Origin of the sequence: Pseudomonas violetae, from assembly GCF_023072615.1 — a bacterium.
GTDB lineage: Bacteria > Pseudomonadota > Gammaproteobacteria > Pseudomonadales > Pseudomonadaceae > Aquipseudomonas > Aquipseudomonas violetae.
Genome location: NZ_JAKNRW010000001.1, coordinates 292,524 through 308,808 on the forward strand (window position 1 = coordinate 292,524; position 16,285 = coordinate 308,808).

A 16,285-nucleotide genomic window follows, 5' to 3' on the forward strand; every position below is an offset into this window, starting at 1 on the left:
ACAGGTATACTATACACCTTGAAAGTTAATTCCACCTCGGCTGATACGGCATTCCTGCGAGGGCAGCAAGGCAATTTTTAGTTCTGCGGGAGATACAATCTTGGTATTCAGTAGGTTGTTCTCCATAGACCAGTTCCAAATGCCTAGCGGAGTTGGTTCTACTGCTGCGGCAATCATCTCGCGATTCAGAAGATGAGGTACTCGGAGGCTTTTGTTGTGAGCCAGAACTCCCACAATCACCATTTCGGTAAATTCATCGATATCGAGGATCGCATCAAGCTGATAGTCACGATCTCCACGTTCCATTTTTCGAGCGTCCACCCCGCCTGGAACAAATTTCAAATCCAGGTTTTCATTGATCAGACGAAAGCGGCTCTCAATGATGCTTTTCCAGTCTGGCCGAAAAGGTGGCAAAATCTTCACGACGGTACCCAGAGTGTTTGTCATCGTCTCACCAGCCTCGCTGAGAAGTTCGGCGCGATCTGCAACTAGCTCGACCGGGAGATGAGAGCATGGCCAGTCAGCCTCATCAATATCAATGTTATAGCGCTTGCAGAAATCTTTTTTGGGTGTATAGGCGTTATAGATAGCGTGCCTAGCACCATTCCAACTTGGCCCTTCAAGGCCAACATGAATGCCCACAATCATTCTGGTGAACGTGTCCACCACAACGTACAGTACTGGCCGCCCGATCAACCATAGCCTGTTAACACGATGTACCAGATAGACATCCGCAATAGTCGAATCTATTTCGTACCTATGGCCCGCACCGACTAACCCTTGAGATGCAGACCCGACTAGCGCACGATGGTCTTTGTTGTAGCGAATAGCACCGCCACGCTTCTTTAGCTTATAGAGGTCATCGAAAAATAATTTCCCATTATGTCTCAGCTGGTAAATAGACGGGTAACTGCCTCGTGCAACGTTCCCCTTTGAACCATCAGGCTTGGTTTCCCTGTAGAATTTATTCAGCATCCATTTATGAGCGTCCTTTAGCTTGCCGCACTTGCCGCTGGCAACACGCCCGTAAGCCAAGCGAATATGGGCCATGTGACGCTTTTCGAGCATAATTGCGCCATCGTCGCTAACAATGACGCCAAGATATTTAGCTGGCCGACCGGGAATAACTCCAGAAGCACGGCTTTTTTCCTTTCCTCGGCCGCCACATGCGCTGGTATTCCACAAAAACGCGTTACGAGTCTGCCCCATGCTCCAATATCGGTAAAGAAGTCGATAAATTTGCTTCCGATCAACTCCCATCTCCATCGCGTGATTCGCAACTAGAGCGCCAAAATTTGAAGTCAATATGTCTAGGGCATCCTGATTCTCTACCAAACTACGTACAAGGTTCCAATTTTTGTCTCGGCTATTTTTTTCATTATCGCTCAACTCATCGTCACTTCGAAGCAGGTGAACGGGCACCATTTCCGGACTGATCACCGCCGCACCGGAATCGATTTCTTCGGCCAATAAAGACTTCTCTAGCCTCCATGGCTTAGTCGGATTTGTGCCAAGTTCAATGACTACGACAAAATCATCTCTTACGCCCAAAATCCTGACAGGTTTCTCCAATAGTTCAGAGCCTTCAACTGGAGAAACGATACAGTTAACTCTTAGGTTAAGCATGATGAGGTACCTCGACTGGTGCTGTAACGACCAAGGATGATTCACTAACCCACACATGCAAAGGTTCAGATAATCTAATCACCCTAGAGGTTAGGTCCGTCTCCAACCGGCCTATCCATAGAAGATGGTGAAAAAGACGTTTAACGCCCAAATAATCAATAAAGATGACTCTGGACGCTTTTTCTAATAGTGCCTTGAGTGGGATTTGATCAGTTTTACATCCAGCTATAAAATCGAGCAATTTATCTATGTTTTTGTCCGTTGGCAAAGAGGGATGGATAATCGCATAAGTTCTAAGGATGACAAGATTTGCTATCTTGTTTAGTGGCAAATTTTCGTGAAGAACTAGCTTCCACTCTACCTTCCTCATTGCCCAATATTTTTCTTCGATAGCGAGCTTTTCCACAATCCGATTTTGCTCATCGATGTCAGCTTCTTCAAACTCTTTCCGATATTTAACAGATCGCGCAGCCAGCCGCTCTTCGCCTTTCGGGTCTACGAAAGTTATTAGAAAGTCAGTTGTCATAACGACTGGAATTTGAGTGCCCGGATACACAGGGTGAAGAATATTCAGGCTCGAAGCTATAGCCTGGGTCTCCGCTTGTGTGAAAAGTGGAAACTGCTCCCGAATATCAATAATGGAAGGATCCTGCTCAAGGATCATGTGGTAGTCGCGCTCAGCATTGGACAACAGATGATGGGTACGTTGGAATTTCACTCCTGGCACGAGATGAGACACACCCTTAGATTTGATATCCCAAACCTTAATCCAGGGCTCATAGGATTCTCTCACCCCTTTTCCGCGGCCCGATTTGATTCTTCTATCAATTTTCTGCTGGGTCATCAGCTTGGAGGAAGCAGGCTTAGCCAATGCAGCGGGGACAGATGTCATTTTACAAGTCGCTCATCATTGGGCGACCCACTCGATCGGAACGGCACAGAAGGTACGTGGCGTGGGGAATGTCAGGAGCGGGTTCTGCCTGGACAACAGTCACAGCGGTGCATAAGGGATTGTGATCCTTAATTTCAGGACCTGCTTCCGCCCCGATATGCGGTCGGGGCAGAGGCTTGTGACAACCTTTATTAACTTGTGACAACCTTTATTGTTTTGTGACAACCTTTATTGTTCGTAAACAAGAGCGTTTGGAGGGTTAAAGGGGGAACGATAACAATGAGTTCTTAACCTGCGATGTTGTTATAAATGTATGATGCTGTTTTGGCTTGCTGGGCTGTTTTCGGCTGAAAGTACGAAATAAAGTCTGTCGGAATTGAATAAAGTCTGTCGCTGGCGCCTACCCCCCGGTTTGGTAGCTAGCGACGCTTTCCTCCGCTACTCGCTCTTCTGAGCGTAGCTCAAGGTATGAAAGCCCAAAATGATGCTAGCGATACAGCCAGAGGAGACTCTGCGCTCCTTTGTTGAAAGAACTCTTTTAATTAAAGGAAAACATTCTTCCGAGGAAGTTTTTCGCAAGTTCCCAAGATGGGCCACCCGAGTAGATGTTTTGAAAATTGCCGATACACTTGGATGGTTTGGCTGTCACGGCTTAAACAAAATACTGCATAGGCATACTAATTATCCTCTAACGGCAGTTTTTAAAAATATTCAAGATGTCTCTTACTCTCGGGGCGAGTATCTGAGTTATTCACGTTGGTATGATTACAATAGAAATCCATCAGGTTTTTGTCCTGTTTGTGTCGCAGAAGATATTGAACGCTTGGGATTTTCTTTCTGGCGGCGTGCTCACTGTTTAAAGCTGAACGTCTGTGCGGAGCACAATGTAGAGCTAGTCAAACGATGCCCTGCTTGTGACAAGCAGTTTTCCCATGGGGGTCATGATCTGGGAGTGATGTGGAGGACCTGTAAGGGCCGACATTTAAAAGATAGCCCTGTGACTGTGAACACAGATCCATTTGAGTTGAAGAAAGCTCAGCTTTTTACGGATATTCTGTCATTCACACATCACCTTTCTGAGGAGGCGGTACTAGCGGTCTTGAATGAAAAAAAAATCCATAAAGACGCAGTATTCGAACAAAAAATCTGGAACTCTGAACCCGACAGACACTGGGGAACTGAAATTGAGAGGCGCTTGGGAATTGTTAAGAACTGTAGGTCTGAAAACAGCCTCCCACCTGATCAATCCACTGATCTTATTATTCAAGCTATAGTCGAAACCTACGAAAGTTTTGCTGACTTCGTCTGGGATGTGAAAGCTTACGGGGACGAAATTCGACCGATCGAGTCTTTGTGGTCGACTTATAAAGCAGGGGATCAGGAATCACCGCATTTCGTCGAAGAGAACTATAAATATGGTGTGGGGGTTTGGAGCTGCCCTTTCCCTGCTAAACGAAATTGGGGCGTGTGGGATTGGCGGCCTGTTTATTATCCCTGCTGTAACTTTGAGCGGCCAAAGAGAAAAGGTCCTCAACCGCAACCTGTACTCGTTGAAAATGCACCGCCGGGTATCTACATGCGGTACTAGTTTTACGAGATCAAGCATGCCGATCTTTGCAAGATTCACGACACAGCAAGCTAAACGTAAAACTACGCATGGTGACCAGTTAACGGGACGCCCTGCCTGAGCTCGACTGATCAAGGAGTAAGCGAGCATGCCTCGGTCATTTGAGGATGTCTACCATGCCTACCGACTTGGCGAATCATCCTGATCAGCCGTGGGTATTTCCCTCGACCTCATCCTGCGCGGCCAGAACGACCTGATGTGGCATCTGCGCGAGAAGATCCTGGGGCCGTCTACCGCCTAGAAAGCTGTTCAGGGAAATAAACCAGAATGCCATTGCCCATCCCCCTTTCATTTGAGAAAGAATGGTAACTACTTCTTGCAACCCCGCTTGAGGGGTGATGCTTGCCTTAGTCGAGAATGCGTAGCTGGGAAACAAGCTGCAGCCGTCGTACTCGATCTTAAAAATCCTGCTCTCTCCGACCCATACCGATAGCGCCGGCGCGAGCCACTCGGCTTGAACGCAGAATCGCTCAGCAAGCTCACGAACATCGAGGAAGAAGCCGGATTCGAGGATATGTTTCTGACCACGAATCAGCATCTCTCGCTCTGCTGTGAAAATTCTATTCGAGTCTCTCATCACTGCAATGTCCTTGTACCCAGCGCCTTCCTTTAGTCTAGCTCCAACAGAAGTAAGCAAATCCCTAACTGCCTACCCATCGTCAGATCAGAATGCAAAACCTGCGGTTACGTGCGTCAGCGCTCCTCAGCCTGAGAAATCAGCCGATTCTGTTGAAAAAAAGTCGCCACGGTTTGCGCATCTTAAAAGTACGCTGTCGATATCGGAATCGTTTTTTCGTATCAGCAAAAAAGGCGTTTCCACAAGTTAACGATTAGCAGTTTGGGCAGGCCTACTTTTTTCAACGCAATCGGCCGATTTCCGTCTGTCACTATGGGCATCGAGAGTTGTTTTCAGCCTATCGTATGTTGCCGCTGACCGAAAACTGACCCAGTAAAGGCTGTTCTGCCGACTGAAAACTGACCCAGGTGTTCAACTGCTTCTGCTCACTTTTCGAGCAGGAGAACACAGGGTGATCAGCATGGAAATGTTGGGAAAAATCCGGCGGATGTACTTCCGCGACAAGCTCTCGCTGCATCAGATAGCCAAGCGTACCGGACTGTCGAGAAACACCATTCGAAAATGGGTCAGAGCACCCGAAGCCACCCAGCCGGCGTACCAACGGTGCGCAACCTTCAACAAACTCAGTCCATTTCACGAGACGCTGGAGCAGGCGCTCAAGGCCGATTCGTTTCGGGCAAAGCACAACCGCAGGAGTGCCAAAGCACTCTTCGAACAGATCAAGGCCGAGGGCTACGACGGCGGCTACAGCCAGCTCACCGCCTTCATACGCGCGTGGCGCGGCGAGCAAGGCAAGTCTTTACGGGCCTTTGTGCCGCTGACCTTTGCACTCGGGGAGGCCTTTCAATTCGACTGGAGCGAAGAAGGTCTGCTGATCGGCGGCCTGTTCCGACGCATCCAGGTCTCCCATATGAAGCTGTGCGCCAGTCGCGCATTTTGGTTGGTTGCGTATCCCAGCCAAGGCCACGAGATGTTGTTCGATGCCCATACCCGCTCGTTTGGCGCGTTAGGTGGGGTGCCGCGTCGCGGCATCTACGACAATATGAAAACGGCTGTCGACAAGGTCAATAAAGGCAAAGGCCGCACAGTCAATGCCCGGTTTGCCGTCATGTGTGCCCACTACCTATTCGATCCGGACTTCTGCAACGTGGCCTCCGGCTGGGAAAAAGGCATCGTTGAAAAGAACGTTCAAGACAGCCGACGGCGCATCTGGCTCGATGCTCAAAACTGCATGTTCCATACCTTCGAGGAATTGAATGCCTGGCTCGGCCAACGCTGCCGTGCGCTCTGGGACGAACTGGTGCACCCGCAGTACAACGGGCTGACAGTGGCGGACGTCCTGGAGCTGGAACGCGCCGAATTGATGCCGATGCCAACTGCCTTTGATGGCTACGTCGAGCGCACCGTACGGGTCTCCAGCACCTGCCTGATCAGCGTGGCGCGAAATCGCTACTCGGTGCCGTGTGAGCGGGTCGGTCAGTGGGTCAGCAGCCGTTTGTATCCCACACGGGTGGTGGTCATCGCCGATGAAACGATGATTGCCAGTCACGAGCGCCTGTTTGATCGAGATCAGGTCAGTTTTGACTGGCAGCATTACATCCCGCTCATCGAACGCAAGCCCGGTGCGCTGCGCAATGGCGCTCCGTTTGCCGATCTGCCGAAGCCGTTGCAACTGCTAAAACGCAGTCTGAGGCGGCACACCAATGGTGATCGAGTCATGACTCAAGTACTGGCGGCTGTTCCCATCGCCGGGCTCGACGCCGTATTGGTGGCTGTGGAGTTGGTACTTGAATCCGGCAGCTTGAGTGCTGACCACATCCTGAATGTCCTGGCTCGACTGACATCGACAGCAGCCCCTCCGTCCGCCGAAACCAGCCTTCAACTCAAGATAGCGCCTGTCGCCAATACAGCACGCTACGACCGGCTCCGTACCACCGATGAGGAGACTCGCAATGCGTGATCTTATGGCGGAACTCAAAGAACTGCGTCTGCATGGCATGGCCAGCGCCTGGGAAGAACTAGCCTCGCAAGGAGAAGCTTCGACGGCATCCTCGAAATGGCTGCTCGAACATCTGCTTCAACAAGAACATGCAGATCGAGCGGTGCGCTCAGTGAATCATCAGATGAACATGGCCAAACTGCCCATGCATCGTGATTTGGCCGGCTTCGACTTCAGCGCTTCCAGCGCAGATGCCCGCCTGATCAGGGATCTGTCCAACCTGGAGTTCACCGATACCGCGCAGAATGTCGTGTTCATCGGCGGGCCTGGAACAGGCAAAACACACCTCGCCACCGCCTTGGCCGTTTCCGGGATCACGACGCATCACAAACGCGTGCGCTTCTACTCCACGGTGGATCTGGTCAATCTGCTGGAGCGCGAAAAGTACGACGGCAAGACGGGCCGCATCGCTCAAGGGCTGCTACGAACAGACCTGGTGATACTCGATGAACTGGGGTATTTGCCCTTTAGCCAGAGCGGTGGTGCCCTGTTATTTCATTTGCTGTCCAAGCTGTACGAGCACACCAGCGTGGTGATCACCACCAACCTCAGCTTCTCGGAATGGTCGAGCGTGTTTGGTGACGCCAAGATGACAACAGCGTTGCTGGATCGGCTGACACACCACTGCCACATCGTCGAAACGGGCAACGAGTCCTACCGCCTGCAACACAGCAGCTTGGTCGCCCAGACCAAGATCAAATCACGTGAACGAAAGCGCAAAGACAATGATGGTGCCGAGGACGATGAGCTGTTTTGATCCGCACCGAAAATACCCTGCCGCATGCCCACATGCGGTGGGGCTTTAATGCCTCTTCCACCGGGACACGACTGCTAAGCTTATCCACAATTGTTGATGCCAAAATCAGCAATCCGCCCTGGGTCAATTTTCAATCGGCAGGGTGGGTCAGTTTTCAATCAGCGCCGACAGGCTGTGGAATGACGCTGGAGGCAGAGGTCGTAGACTTCTAGTTTGGACAACCTTTAGCTATCTACGCTTGGATGCGTTGATGGCCTCTATGTAGTCGAGGAAATCTTTCGGCTTGGAGCGGCCCAACACCGTAGACAAGTATGCTCTGGATTCGTGGTATTGGTCCCGATTTTCCAGGCAAGTCGAGAGCATGGGGATCATGGCGCACAGCTGGGCCATTGTGACCGCACCGCGCTGCGGTAAAGCGATCGACTCGAACGCCGTTCGTAACATGCTCAGTAGCCGATAATCCCGGGCCTCCCAGTCAACATGGGGCTTGTTCACGTGCGCAGGTTTGGAGAAGGTTTGCGCTTCAGCTATCAGCCAGTCTTTGTCGTTTCGGTAAAGCCAGGCGTAGAGAGGGGGCATTGTGTTCCTCAAAGCCTGGACTCCCAGCTCAGGATACAAACCGTGCAGGTTTTGCCACTGACTTCTGTGCTCATCAATCTCGCGGCGATGCCTAGCTTTAAGTGCTGCGGCATAGGTCGCTGGATGGGCACGTAGCAGCTTATTGATCGTGGAGACTGTGATTTGAAACTCTTCACAAAGCACCTGTTTCGATACGCCCTCAGCCAGTTTTGACAGCAGATCCTCTCTGAGCTGGCCTTTTAGTCGTTTGGGCCTGAGAGCGTTTTTGGCAGGAGCCCCAGAGCTTGATAGCGAGACTCGCCTGTCAGGAGCCCGCGATGGAGTGCTTTCCACTTTCTGGGCTGATCTGGCCACTTCAACCTTATAGGCCTCTAGGAACGAGCGCAGATCATCAAATAGCCAATCAATCAGAACCAGATGTTTCAGAGGATGAATGCTTCTGCGGGGGGAACGGACGAGCTGGTTTACAAAAGACTCCGAGCCTTTTTTGTCTGCCGGCAATGATTCAAAAAGATGAAAGCGGCGAAGCGGCTCTGTTCGCTCGAACAGTGACGCAGCTCTGCTCCCTTGAAGTACAGCTGTTCGATAGGCTGCGGCGACGGCGTAAGGTTCGAAAAACGTCGCTCGTCCGATGGCCGCAAGGTCGATGACATTGTCCGCCAAGGCCAAAAAAACTGGACGTGACCAGAGTTTCTGGGATGAGGCCTGTTCGATCAAGAATTTCTCGGCAGGTAGCGACCATTCAAACCGACCCGACCACCGTCTACTTTTGGTGGACGCCATGAGCCAAGCTTGATGGCGTGGACAGATCAGCACACCTGGATATTGGTGTGTGAGGTGCCAGTACGCTATGCCATGGACGTGCACATCCTCGCGCATACAGTACGGACATGCTTTCAATGGGTGTTCAGCGCCAAAGCCACTCGATACCAGGCCAAGTCGATATTTAATTGAGTCAATGCGATCGCTTTTTGCAGTTATTATCGCGTCTTCAATTTTAACTTCATTTTGAAATGGAACGAATAAAGAAAATATTGTGTGATTAAGAAGAATAGATTCCGCAGTGCCCCAGTACCCGAACCCCGTTGTTTCTAACGCTGCAATTCCACAGGGAATATCATGTTTTATAAATTGTTGGCGCAGGCCCAACACAGCGATGGATGTCGTTGCAGGGCTTAAGTTACCCATCACCAGATGCTGTCGACTGCATAAGCTGAACAGTGTTTCGTCGGGTAGCCAGTCCAGCCGAGGGAATGGGCCTTCTACCCTTTCCTGATCTGAAGCGGCGCTCATGCGGCCTCCTAGTCGGGGTCCGAGGAAATTAGTATAGCGGCCGGCAACTGATGCTTCGCATCCATTCCGCCTTAACGGCGGATGGTTATGCGCGAATCAGAGGTCCCATAACTGATGGAATCTACCACCTGTTTTTTATTTCTTTATCATCTAGACAGACTGGTTTTTGGCTCTCCAAGCACCGAAAATACTGGAGTTTCAGCATAAATCCGCCGGCGGCGGCGGAACTTAGCTTATTTATTCCAGTTGTCAGTTGCCATTTTTCGGCGGTACCATGCTGCGTTAAGTAACGGTTACGAAAGGCGCAAGTTCTGCCTAATTAGCGTAGAGGTAGCTGCCAAGGTGCAGCCAGCTGAAATTAGATAGTTGCCGGCCTATTAATCAGGCCTGAGGAAAACAACATGGAAACTGGATAGAAAACCCAGGAGCCAGATAGACAAAGGCCCAAGTGTGACCTTGGGCCTCTGAGGATAAGTCAGCTTTCGACTCCTGACGAATCCATTGTCCATTCACTAGCGTAGGGCGTCAAGCCCTGCACGGCTCCGCTCATCCCGAGAAAAGTAAATTGCGCGTGGTGTAGCCCTCGGCGTGCCAATGCGCTATTGGACTGCTTATTCATCCGATACAGGTGGACTGTTATACGTTGCCTGCTAACGATTGAATGGACGATGGATAAAATTAGTGAATCTTAAAAAATCGTTATTTCGCATTATAGGTCGACAAGGCCGCTTCAAGTGGGGAGATAACTACTTAGCCGGAATTTACGCAGTTCCTAGTGAAGCTCCCAAGGGCTCTCGTATTTGCCGCCTTAATAGCAGGAAGCTTGTCCGGGCACTGCATCTTCTTTCTACACCTGAAAGGATCTTTGCTCAACTAGCTCTTTATAATCCCGATGTATTTGAGTTACACGAGCAGAAAATGCTCAACCCAATTCCATACGTTCATCCACTTCAAGGGCACCCCTTAGCTGCCGGACTGGAACTTCTGCCAGTCAAGGGAACATCATTAATAGCAGAGGAAATCGGGCTTAAACACGCGACCGTAGTCGTGACATACGGTGATGGTGAACGCCAGAGGGTTCCCCACCCCTACCTGGGCGATCTGCTTCTCTATATTCAACCGCAAGGCTCAGTCCCCTACGCTGTGAATTGGACAGTGAAGTTGAGTGCGATGGATTTTGATGAGGTCGCTCGTGGAAGCTTGAAGAGCCTAGCGAAACAGAAAGAAGACCGCGAGAAAGCTCGCTTGCGGCATGCCTTGGAAGACGCGTACTACCATAGTGCAGGTATCAGGACTGTGCGGGTTTCTAGGGACCTGCTGGACCCAGTCTTGGTGGCCAATTTGGACCTTCTATATGGCTATCATGATCGCGAAATCAGCCTCGAAGATAATCTTCTTGAGGACTTCTCGCAAGATGTCGGTGACTGTGTCGCTACTGGGAGGCCAGTAGCGTCTGTTGCCTTAACGTACGGACAGCGGTGGGGCCGGCGTGATCTGTTTCTGACGAAGATCTACAAAGACATATGGGAGCGTAAGCTACAGGTCAGTTTGTTCGACCCGATTCTTATCGATCATCCATTGGTGACGGATGCGCCGGATGTCCTGCAAGTCTATGGCTCACTTTTCGCCGGACTGCCCAAATGATCACTGGCTCCAAGCTGAAAGCACCTGAGGGATTCAAAGGGCTGACGAAGGATGTCGAATATTATTTCCTTGCAAGTGACGGCAAGGCAAACAGGGCGCGCCTTGTATTTTTTGATGAAAAAGGCACCACTGCGAGCTTGCTAACGTTTTCCAGGCCTGAATTTGATCTGGCGTTGACCAATGGTGATATTGTGGAATGTGGCAGTGAAGCCACACCTCCCTGGTTGAAGGCCATCAGCGGTATTTCAGTAGATCAATTGGAAAAAGATCGAGTTAGGCCAAAGAAAAGCTACGATGAAATGGTTAACAAGCGTTACCTCGCCATAGCTAATTTAGTAGAAGATGCGGAGCATATTCTCTCGAGCGACAAGCCTGAATCGATTATCAACGCCTATGCCGATCAGCAGTCCCCCAAACTGGTTGGAGCTAGGTTGAGGTTTTGGTTTTTTACCTATCTGGTGTTCGGCCGCTCGAAATGGGCGCTTATGCCCAATTTCGACCGATGCGGGAAAGGCAAACGGGTACAAGCAGCAGACGGGAAAATATTGGGAAGGCCGCCTAAGTCAGGACTGAAATCCCGATTCCCTGCTACGCCCGAAATGCAAGCTTCTATCGTAAATGGATTCATTAAATATAATGATAAAACCAAACCTGACGCTGAGATCTTTGGTGACGTGCTGGTGCGTGGATTCGGTTGTGTTCCATTAACAACATCGAAAGGACAAAAGAAGTTCTATCAACCCGAAGGTAAACCATTTCCCACAAAAGGACAGTACGATTACTATCTCGGTCAGGTAATAAGCACCAAGGCGTATAGGAAAGCACGCAGAGGGCCGAGCGGGGCTCGAGCGAAGTCCGGTTTTGTTGGAAGTTTTTCTCATGACTTGGTTAATGTAAACCAACTTGTTGAGTTTGACGGTTATAACCCAAAAGGCAAGATATCTGGCTTGCTCGAAGGATCCGCTATAGATTCGGCCTGTGTGGTTCGAGGAGTATGTGGCCAGTCTGGAGCCGTCGTCGCCTTGGGATTCTCCGAAAACAAAGAGAACATGGACGCTTACCGCATGGCCCTGTTTTCGATGGCCATTAGTAAGGTCAAATTTGCCTCGTTGTTCGGATTGACTATCAGAGAAGAGGAATGGCCAACTTACGGTCTGCCACAAAACATCGTCTTCGACCGTGGGCCCGGTTCTACCATGGGTGTACCGACCCGTTCAGAAACAGTCGCTCGTGGCGAAATGATGAGTTGGTTATCTAGGCTTGAGCTGACTCCCACCCACTCGGGTCAGTCGAAAGCTACGGTTGAATCGTCACACCCTCGGACCAAGTCTGACAATGATCAGCCAACACATTTTCATAGCTCGCTCAACTTTGTTGAAATGTCCAAGCGGCATATTCTTCAAGCTATTTACGATAACCATGCTTCAGATGCTGAGGGGAAGATGACGCCTGAGATGTTTGAGGTGGGCTTTAGTCCAACCCCACATAATATTTACAAGTTCTATAGTGATCTTGGCTACGATGCGGGAACGGAGGTTAGTTTTAACTACGCCGTGCGCGAATTCCTGACTCCTCATCCGGCGCACATCAAAAGGAGTGGGGTTTATTTTTACGGCCGCAAGTACAACTCTACAAAGCTGATTGATACCGAAGTTTTTGACAGGATCGCGCTCAATGGCCAGATATCTATCACAGCGTATGTGATGACCATGTGTGTCAGACATATCTGGATCGAGTTAGAAGGCGTCTTGTACGAACTCGACTTTGTAAAGCCGGCGAGCGTTCACCCCAGCAGTGTCGACATTTCGCTGTCGGATCTTCAAGTGCTCAATGAGAATCGGCTGCGCGGCAAGGCGCAGCTTCGTGAAGAACAACCCGCGATCCTCCAGGATCGCAATGCCCAGTTTGTTCACGCAACAGGCAAAGCCTGGGACAGTGGTACTCGCAAGCTGGGGCGTCCTGCGAAGGGCGGAGCGGCCGAGCGTGATGCCGCTGACCAGAAGCGGTTGATGGGTAAAGGCCATGACTAACATCTTTTCTATGCGCTTTGACGGACCGGACACGCTGGCTGATATCCGGCGGTTGGTTACAGTGCATCCTGATCCGGTAACCGGTCTTGAGGAGTTGAGCCCCGCATTGGCCGCTGAGCGTTTATCAGAGGCCCTGAAGACGATTTTCCTTCCCAACCAGTTTTCTTTGGACTTCATCAAAGACAGCGTTGATCGTGCGCGCAGCTTTTCGGCCGAGAGTTTTTCCACTGACCAGCAATATCAGCGCCGGCTGTATCACCCTCCTGAGGATGAGGCGTTTCCTATATGCCTCACCGGTCTTGCTGGCGTTGGGAAGAGCCAAACTAGTAGTGCGCTGATGAAAGTGATGCCTGGACCTGCATCTTATGCATCCGCCCATTACCATGAACCGCATACCTTAATCTCGTACTGGTACGCCAGCGCAAGAGGGAAAGCTGGCGGCAGGCAGTTGTTAGAAGACTTCCTCGGCGGCGACGCAACAGGAGTTAGAGCGAACACATCAAAGCTGCTGACGGAGTGTCGGCGCAGGGTCAATCGTGACGCTGTATCACTAATGATGCTCGAAGAGATGCAGCATCAGAGCACTGGTCAAGGCGTAGCCCGGATCACGGATATCCTCCTCACCATGGCCGGACTTGGAGTCCCGATGATCTATGTGGCGAACTACAGCTTGGGTCACAAATTGCTGACGAGGAACAGTGAGGACAAGCAACGGCTTCTCTCCGATCCCCGTGTCATGCTGCCGGACCATCCTAACTCGAAGGCTTGGGAGGAATATGTTCGTGAATGTATTCGGGTGAGCGGACGGCGCGTGTCTGCAGATCCAGCCGCTCTTGTGCATGAGCTGTATCGCTGGACGTTTGGTATAAAGCGTCTGGCAGTTCAACTGATCAAGGTGGCGTATCTTGAAGCCCGGGCAGCCCGTCGCCACACGATTGCTTTGGAGGACGTCAACAATGCATACCTTTCAGCCTCGTACTCCAGCAGTAGGAACGACGTCGAGGAGCTAATTCGCATCAGCGTTCATAAGAATAAAACCGGAGCCAGGCCTGACCTTCGTTGTCCGTTCCCCGTGCCGGTCCAATCGAACGTCTTGGCCTTCACTAAGCAAGATCGTGCCGCACGGGTCAGCGAGAAGGTTTTCGTCGCAGCGTTGACGGCCGAGGAGCGCAAAAACTTCGAGCAGATCCATCCACCAGGTTCAGCTTCCAATCCTTCGTCGAAGCCCGAGCGTGAGAAGAAACCGGCCTTACCCAAGCAAACTCGGGAGGGCTTGGAGGATGCGTACAGCCGGTTGCTATTCGAATCCAAGCCGTCGACTAAGCCACGAGGGCCCGCAAAGTAAGCGTTATGAAAGCAGTCGTGTTGGCGCTGATACGACTTTGGCCTAGCTGCTGACTTCGGCTGCCCCATACTTAGCTTGTGTTGGCGGACCGGTTCAAAACTACTACGTTTGCGACCGAGGACAGGAGTAGTGCTTTCCTGGCGTTAGCGAGCCCAGGCCCCAGCACGATGCGGATCAAGGGTGTTGCCATGCATGTTGGCACCGACGCCGAATTGACCAGTTGCCGAGATTTCACTGACCCAGTCTGACGTCTCGTGAATCATTGTCTGTGCTGAATTTGTGCAGGTTTTGGAGATGGGTCACTTTTGCCTCGGCAATGGGGCAATTCGGCGTCAACAAATACAATTTGTTCTAGGAAGGAAATGGCGCGGCGGACTCGCCCGATAGAAGTCATTTCCCGAGCGAAAATCCGCACCCTTGACCATGTTTGGACCTATCAGGTCTGTGTCAGAAATTAGGTCTTCTGCCTTTTGTTAATAAATGATTGTCAACCATTAACCATGATGGTAATTTTTACTCATCCCGCCGAGCGAGTGCGGATTTTATGTGCAGTGAAAACTAGCGGAGGATTACACGATGGCAGAGTTCGAGGGGGCCACTTCGGCCAAGCCGCGCTTCACCCTAGACGAGTGGAATGTTCGGGTCGATTTGGCGGCGATGCATCGCCTGGCGAATTTGTACGGTTACGACGATATTGTCTGGAACCATATCACCGCACGGGTGCCGGGTACCGACCACAACTTCTTGATGAACCATTTCGGTCTGCACAATACCGAGATTACCGCCTCCAACCTGATCAAGATCGACGAGCATGGCAACGTACTGGATGGTCCACCCGAGGTGAACACCGCCGGTTTCGTTATCCACCGTGGCATCCATCTGAACATTCCGAACGCCAAGTTCGTATTTCACTCCCATGCCCCCGCTGGCCTGGCCGCCACGGCAATTCGTGACGTTGTGCACCTTGTGCAGGACTCCTCAATGCTCTACGGCAAAATCGGCTACCACGAATGGGAAGGCCTGTCGGTGGACACAGACGAGAGCCTGCGCATCGCCGAGAACATGGGTAACAATAAGTGCCTGATCATGCGCAATCACGGTTTCCTGACCGTGGGCGAAACCGCCGGCGAGGCCTTCATGAACATGCACTATCTGGTGCGTGCCTGCTCCAACATGCTGCAGGTCTGTGCCACTGGTTTACCGCTTGCTGAGACTTCACCAGAGATGTGGGAGAAAGCTGCGCAGCAGTACGCCGCCTTCGTCCCAGGCAAGTACGAGTGGCCGGCCCTGCTGCGCCAAGTAGACCGCATCGACCCATCCTACAAGTACTAATAAACGATCAGGCAACAGTAGGAGTTCGGCATGCAAATTACTTTGGAAGGCCAACGCGTTTTCATCACCGCAGGCGGTGCCGGAATGCGACGCGCCACTGCCCTGACTCTGAACAAGCTTGGCGCCAAGGAATTCACCTGCGATGTCGACGAAAAGGCGCTTTCGACGTTTCCTGATGGTATTACAACCATCGGTCTCCGACGTTTCGAACCCGAATGCGGTCGATGCCATGTTTGACGAGATCCTTCCGGGTTGTCTCTACATCTTGGTCAACAATGCCGGCATTGGCGGGCCGACCCAGTCGGTCGAGGACGTGACCAACGAGAAGTGGCGAGCCTGCATTAGTGTTTGCATCGACTCGCAGTTCTATTGAACGCGCCGCGCTGTGCTGACCTTCCGCAAGCAGAGGAGCGGGGGTGATCATCAATTTAGTGTCGGCAGCCAGCATCCTCGGTTTCCCTAACCGTAGCCCCTATGTGGTGGCTAAAGGGGCGGTTACCGGTTTCACCAAAACGCTGGCTATGGAGCTGGGTCAGGCACGCAAGTTAATCAATACATCGGCTGTCTGATACGGGAGAGTGCAT

13 protein-coding genes and 1 pseudogene are annotated in these 16,285 nt (G+C 51.4%); 10 read left to right on the forward strand and 4 right to left on the reverse strand.

All coding sequences use genetic code 11. The features are described from left to right. Window positions 1–9: 9 nt before the first annotated feature. Entirely contained in the window at window positions 10–1,626 is a 1,617-nt protein-coding gene (locus tag L9059_RS01360; RefSeq protein ID WP_247286247.1) for a transposase, read from the reverse strand. Continuing rightward, window positions 1,619–2,518, reverse strand: a complete 900-nt coding sequence (locus tag L9059_RS01365; RefSeq protein ID WP_247286258.1) for a TnsA endonuclease N-terminal domain-containing protein — start codon at window positions 2,516–2,518, stop codon at window positions 1,619–1,621. Before L9059_RS01365 ends, L9059_RS01360 begins: the two co-directional genes overlap by 8 nt. A gap of 481 nt (window positions 2,519–2,999) precedes the next feature. Here L9059_RS01365 and L9059_RS01370 point away from each other — a divergent pair, with 481 nt between their 5' ends. After that, window positions 3,000–4,106 carry a TniQ family protein gene (locus L9059_RS01370; RefSeq protein ID WP_247286261.1) on the forward strand — a complete coding sequence of 369 codons (1,107 nt, stop codon included), beginning with the start codon at window positions 3,000–3,002 and terminating at the stop codon, window positions 4,104–4,106. A gap of 184 nt (window positions 4,107–4,290) precedes the next feature. On the opposite strand, the gene L9059_RS01375 is transcribed toward L9059_RS01370, so the two are convergent. Further along, the gene (locus L9059_RS01375) at window positions 4,291–4,683 is read right to left on the reverse strand and encodes a hypothetical protein (protein ID WP_247286263.1); all 393 of its coding nucleotides are present in this window, start codon (window positions 4,681–4,683) and stop codon (window positions 4,291–4,293) included. 499 nt (window positions 4,684–5,182) lie between these two features. On the opposite strand from L9059_RS01375, the gene istA reads away from it, so the two are divergent. Together istA and istB are read left to right on the forward strand one after the other, a co-directional pair. Continuing rightward, a complete protein-coding gene (gene istA / locus L9059_RS01380) occupies window positions 5,183–6,682 on the forward strand; it encodes an IS21-like element ISPpu27 family transposase (protein WP_247286264.1) in 1,500 nt (499 codons plus the stop codon). Continuing rightward, window positions 6,675–7,478 carry an IS21-like element helper ATPase IstB gene (gene istB / locus L9059_RS01385; protein WP_010466203.1) on the forward strand — a complete coding sequence of 268 codons (804 nt, stop codon included), beginning with the start codon at window positions 6,675–6,677 and terminating at the stop codon, window positions 7,476–7,478. The genes istA and istB overlap by 8 nt, the downstream gene beginning before the upstream one ends. Window positions 7,479–7,706: 228 nt before the next feature. Here the strand turns inward: istB and L9059_RS01390 are convergent, their stop codons facing one another. Continuing rightward, entirely contained in the window at window positions 7,707–9,350 is a 1,644-nt protein-coding gene (locus L9059_RS01390) for a TnsD family Tn7-like transposition protein (protein ID WP_075947005.1), read from the reverse strand. A 681-nt stretch (window positions 9,351–10,031) separates the two neighbouring features. Between L9059_RS01390 and L9059_RS01395 the strand changes: the two genes are divergently transcribed. The 7 genes and pseudogenes from L9059_RS01395 to L9059_RS30605 all read left to right on the forward strand — a co-directional run. Further along, window positions 10,032–10,994 carry a PDDEXK family nuclease gene (locus L9059_RS01395; protein ID WP_247286266.1) on the forward strand — a complete coding sequence of 321 codons (963 nt, stop codon included), beginning with the start codon at window positions 10,032–10,034 and terminating at the stop codon, window positions 10,992–10,994. Then, complete coding sequence (locus tag L9059_RS01400; protein WP_247286268.1) at window positions 10,991–13,024, forward strand: transposase; 2,034 nt, start codon at window positions 10,991–10,993, stop codon at window positions 13,022–13,024. The genes L9059_RS01395 and L9059_RS01400 overlap by 4 nt, the downstream gene beginning before the upstream one ends. Then, complete coding sequence (locus tag L9059_RS01405; protein WP_247286270.1) at window positions 13,017–14,369, forward strand: transposase; 1,353 nt, start codon at window positions 13,017–13,019, stop codon at window positions 14,367–14,369. The genes L9059_RS01400 and L9059_RS01405 overlap by 8 nt, the downstream gene beginning before the upstream one ends. Before the next feature lie 576 nt (window positions 14,370–14,945). Next, window positions 14,946–15,701 carry a class II aldolase/adducin family protein gene (locus L9059_RS01410; RefSeq protein ID WP_247286281.1) on the forward strand — a complete coding sequence of 252 codons (756 nt, stop codon included), beginning with the start codon at window positions 14,946–14,948 and terminating at the stop codon, window positions 15,699–15,701. 30 nt (window positions 15,702–15,731) lie between these two features. Then, on the forward strand, window positions 15,732–15,938 hold the full coding sequence (locus tag L9059_RS01415) for a Rossmann-fold NAD(P)-binding domain-containing protein (RefSeq protein WP_247286283.1): 207 nt from the start codon (window positions 15,732–15,734) through the stop codon (window positions 15,936–15,938). Further along, window positions 15,931–16,074: a hypothetical protein gene (locus L9059_RS30600; RefSeq protein WP_282615285.1), complete on the forward strand. Its 144-nt coding sequence runs from the start codon at window positions 15,931–15,933 to the stop codon at window positions 16,072–16,074. Before L9059_RS01415 ends, L9059_RS30600 begins: the two co-directional genes overlap by 8 nt. 40 nt (window positions 16,075–16,114) lie before the next feature. Next, a pseudogene (locus L9059_RS30605) lies at window positions 16,115–16,270 on the forward strand (SDR family NAD(P)-dependent oxidoreductase); the annotation flags it as partial. Window positions 16,271–16,285: the final 15 nt, after the last annotated feature.

Excerpts from the sequence above, each read along its gene's own strand:
- L9059_RS01360 (WP_247286247.1), bottom strand. The coding sequence starts at position 1,626 with ATGCTTAACCTAAGAGTTAACTGTATCGTTTCTCCAGTTGAAGGCTCT.
- L9059_RS01400 (WP_247286268.1), top strand. The coding sequence starts at position 10,991 with ATGATCACTGGCTCCAAGCTGAAAGCACCTGAGGGATTCAAAGGGCTG.
- L9059_RS01415 (WP_247286283.1), top strand. The coding sequence starts at position 15,732 with ATGCAAATTACTTTGGAAGGCCAACGCGTTTTCATCACCGCAGGCGGT.
- L9059_RS01370 (WP_247286261.1), top strand. The coding sequence starts at position 3,000 with ATGATGCTAGCGATACAGCCAGAGGAGACTCTGCGCTCCTTTGTTGAA.
- L9059_RS01390 (WP_075947005.1), bottom strand. The coding sequence starts at position 9,350 with ATGAGCGCCGCTTCAGATCAGGAAAGGGTAGAAGGCCCATTCCCTCGG.
- L9059_RS01405 (WP_247286270.1), top strand. The coding sequence starts at position 13,017 with ATGACTAACATCTTTTCTATGCGCTTTGACGGACCGGACACGCTGGCT.
- istB (WP_010466203.1), top strand. The coding sequence starts at position 6,675 with ATGCGTGATCTTATGGCGGAACTCAAAGAACTGCGTCTGCATGGCATG.
- L9059_RS01410 (WP_247286281.1), top strand. The coding sequence starts at position 14,946 with ATGGCAGAGTTCGAGGGGGCCACTTCGGCCAAGCCGCGCTTCACCCTA.
- L9059_RS30600 (WP_282615285.1), top strand. The coding sequence starts at position 15,931 with ATGTTTGACGAGATCCTTCCGGGTTGTCTCTACATCTTGGTCAACAAT.
- L9059_RS01375 (WP_247286263.1), bottom strand. The coding sequence starts at position 4,683 with ATGCTGATTCGTGGTCAGAAACATATCCTCGAATCCGGCTTCTTCCTC.
- istA (WP_247286264.1), top strand. The coding sequence starts at position 5,183 with ATGGAAATGTTGGGAAAAATCCGGCGGATGTACTTCCGCGACAAGCTC.
- L9059_RS01365 (WP_247286258.1), bottom strand. The coding sequence starts at position 2,518 with ATGACATCTGTCCCCGCTGCATTGGCTAAGCCTGCTTCCTCCAAGCTG.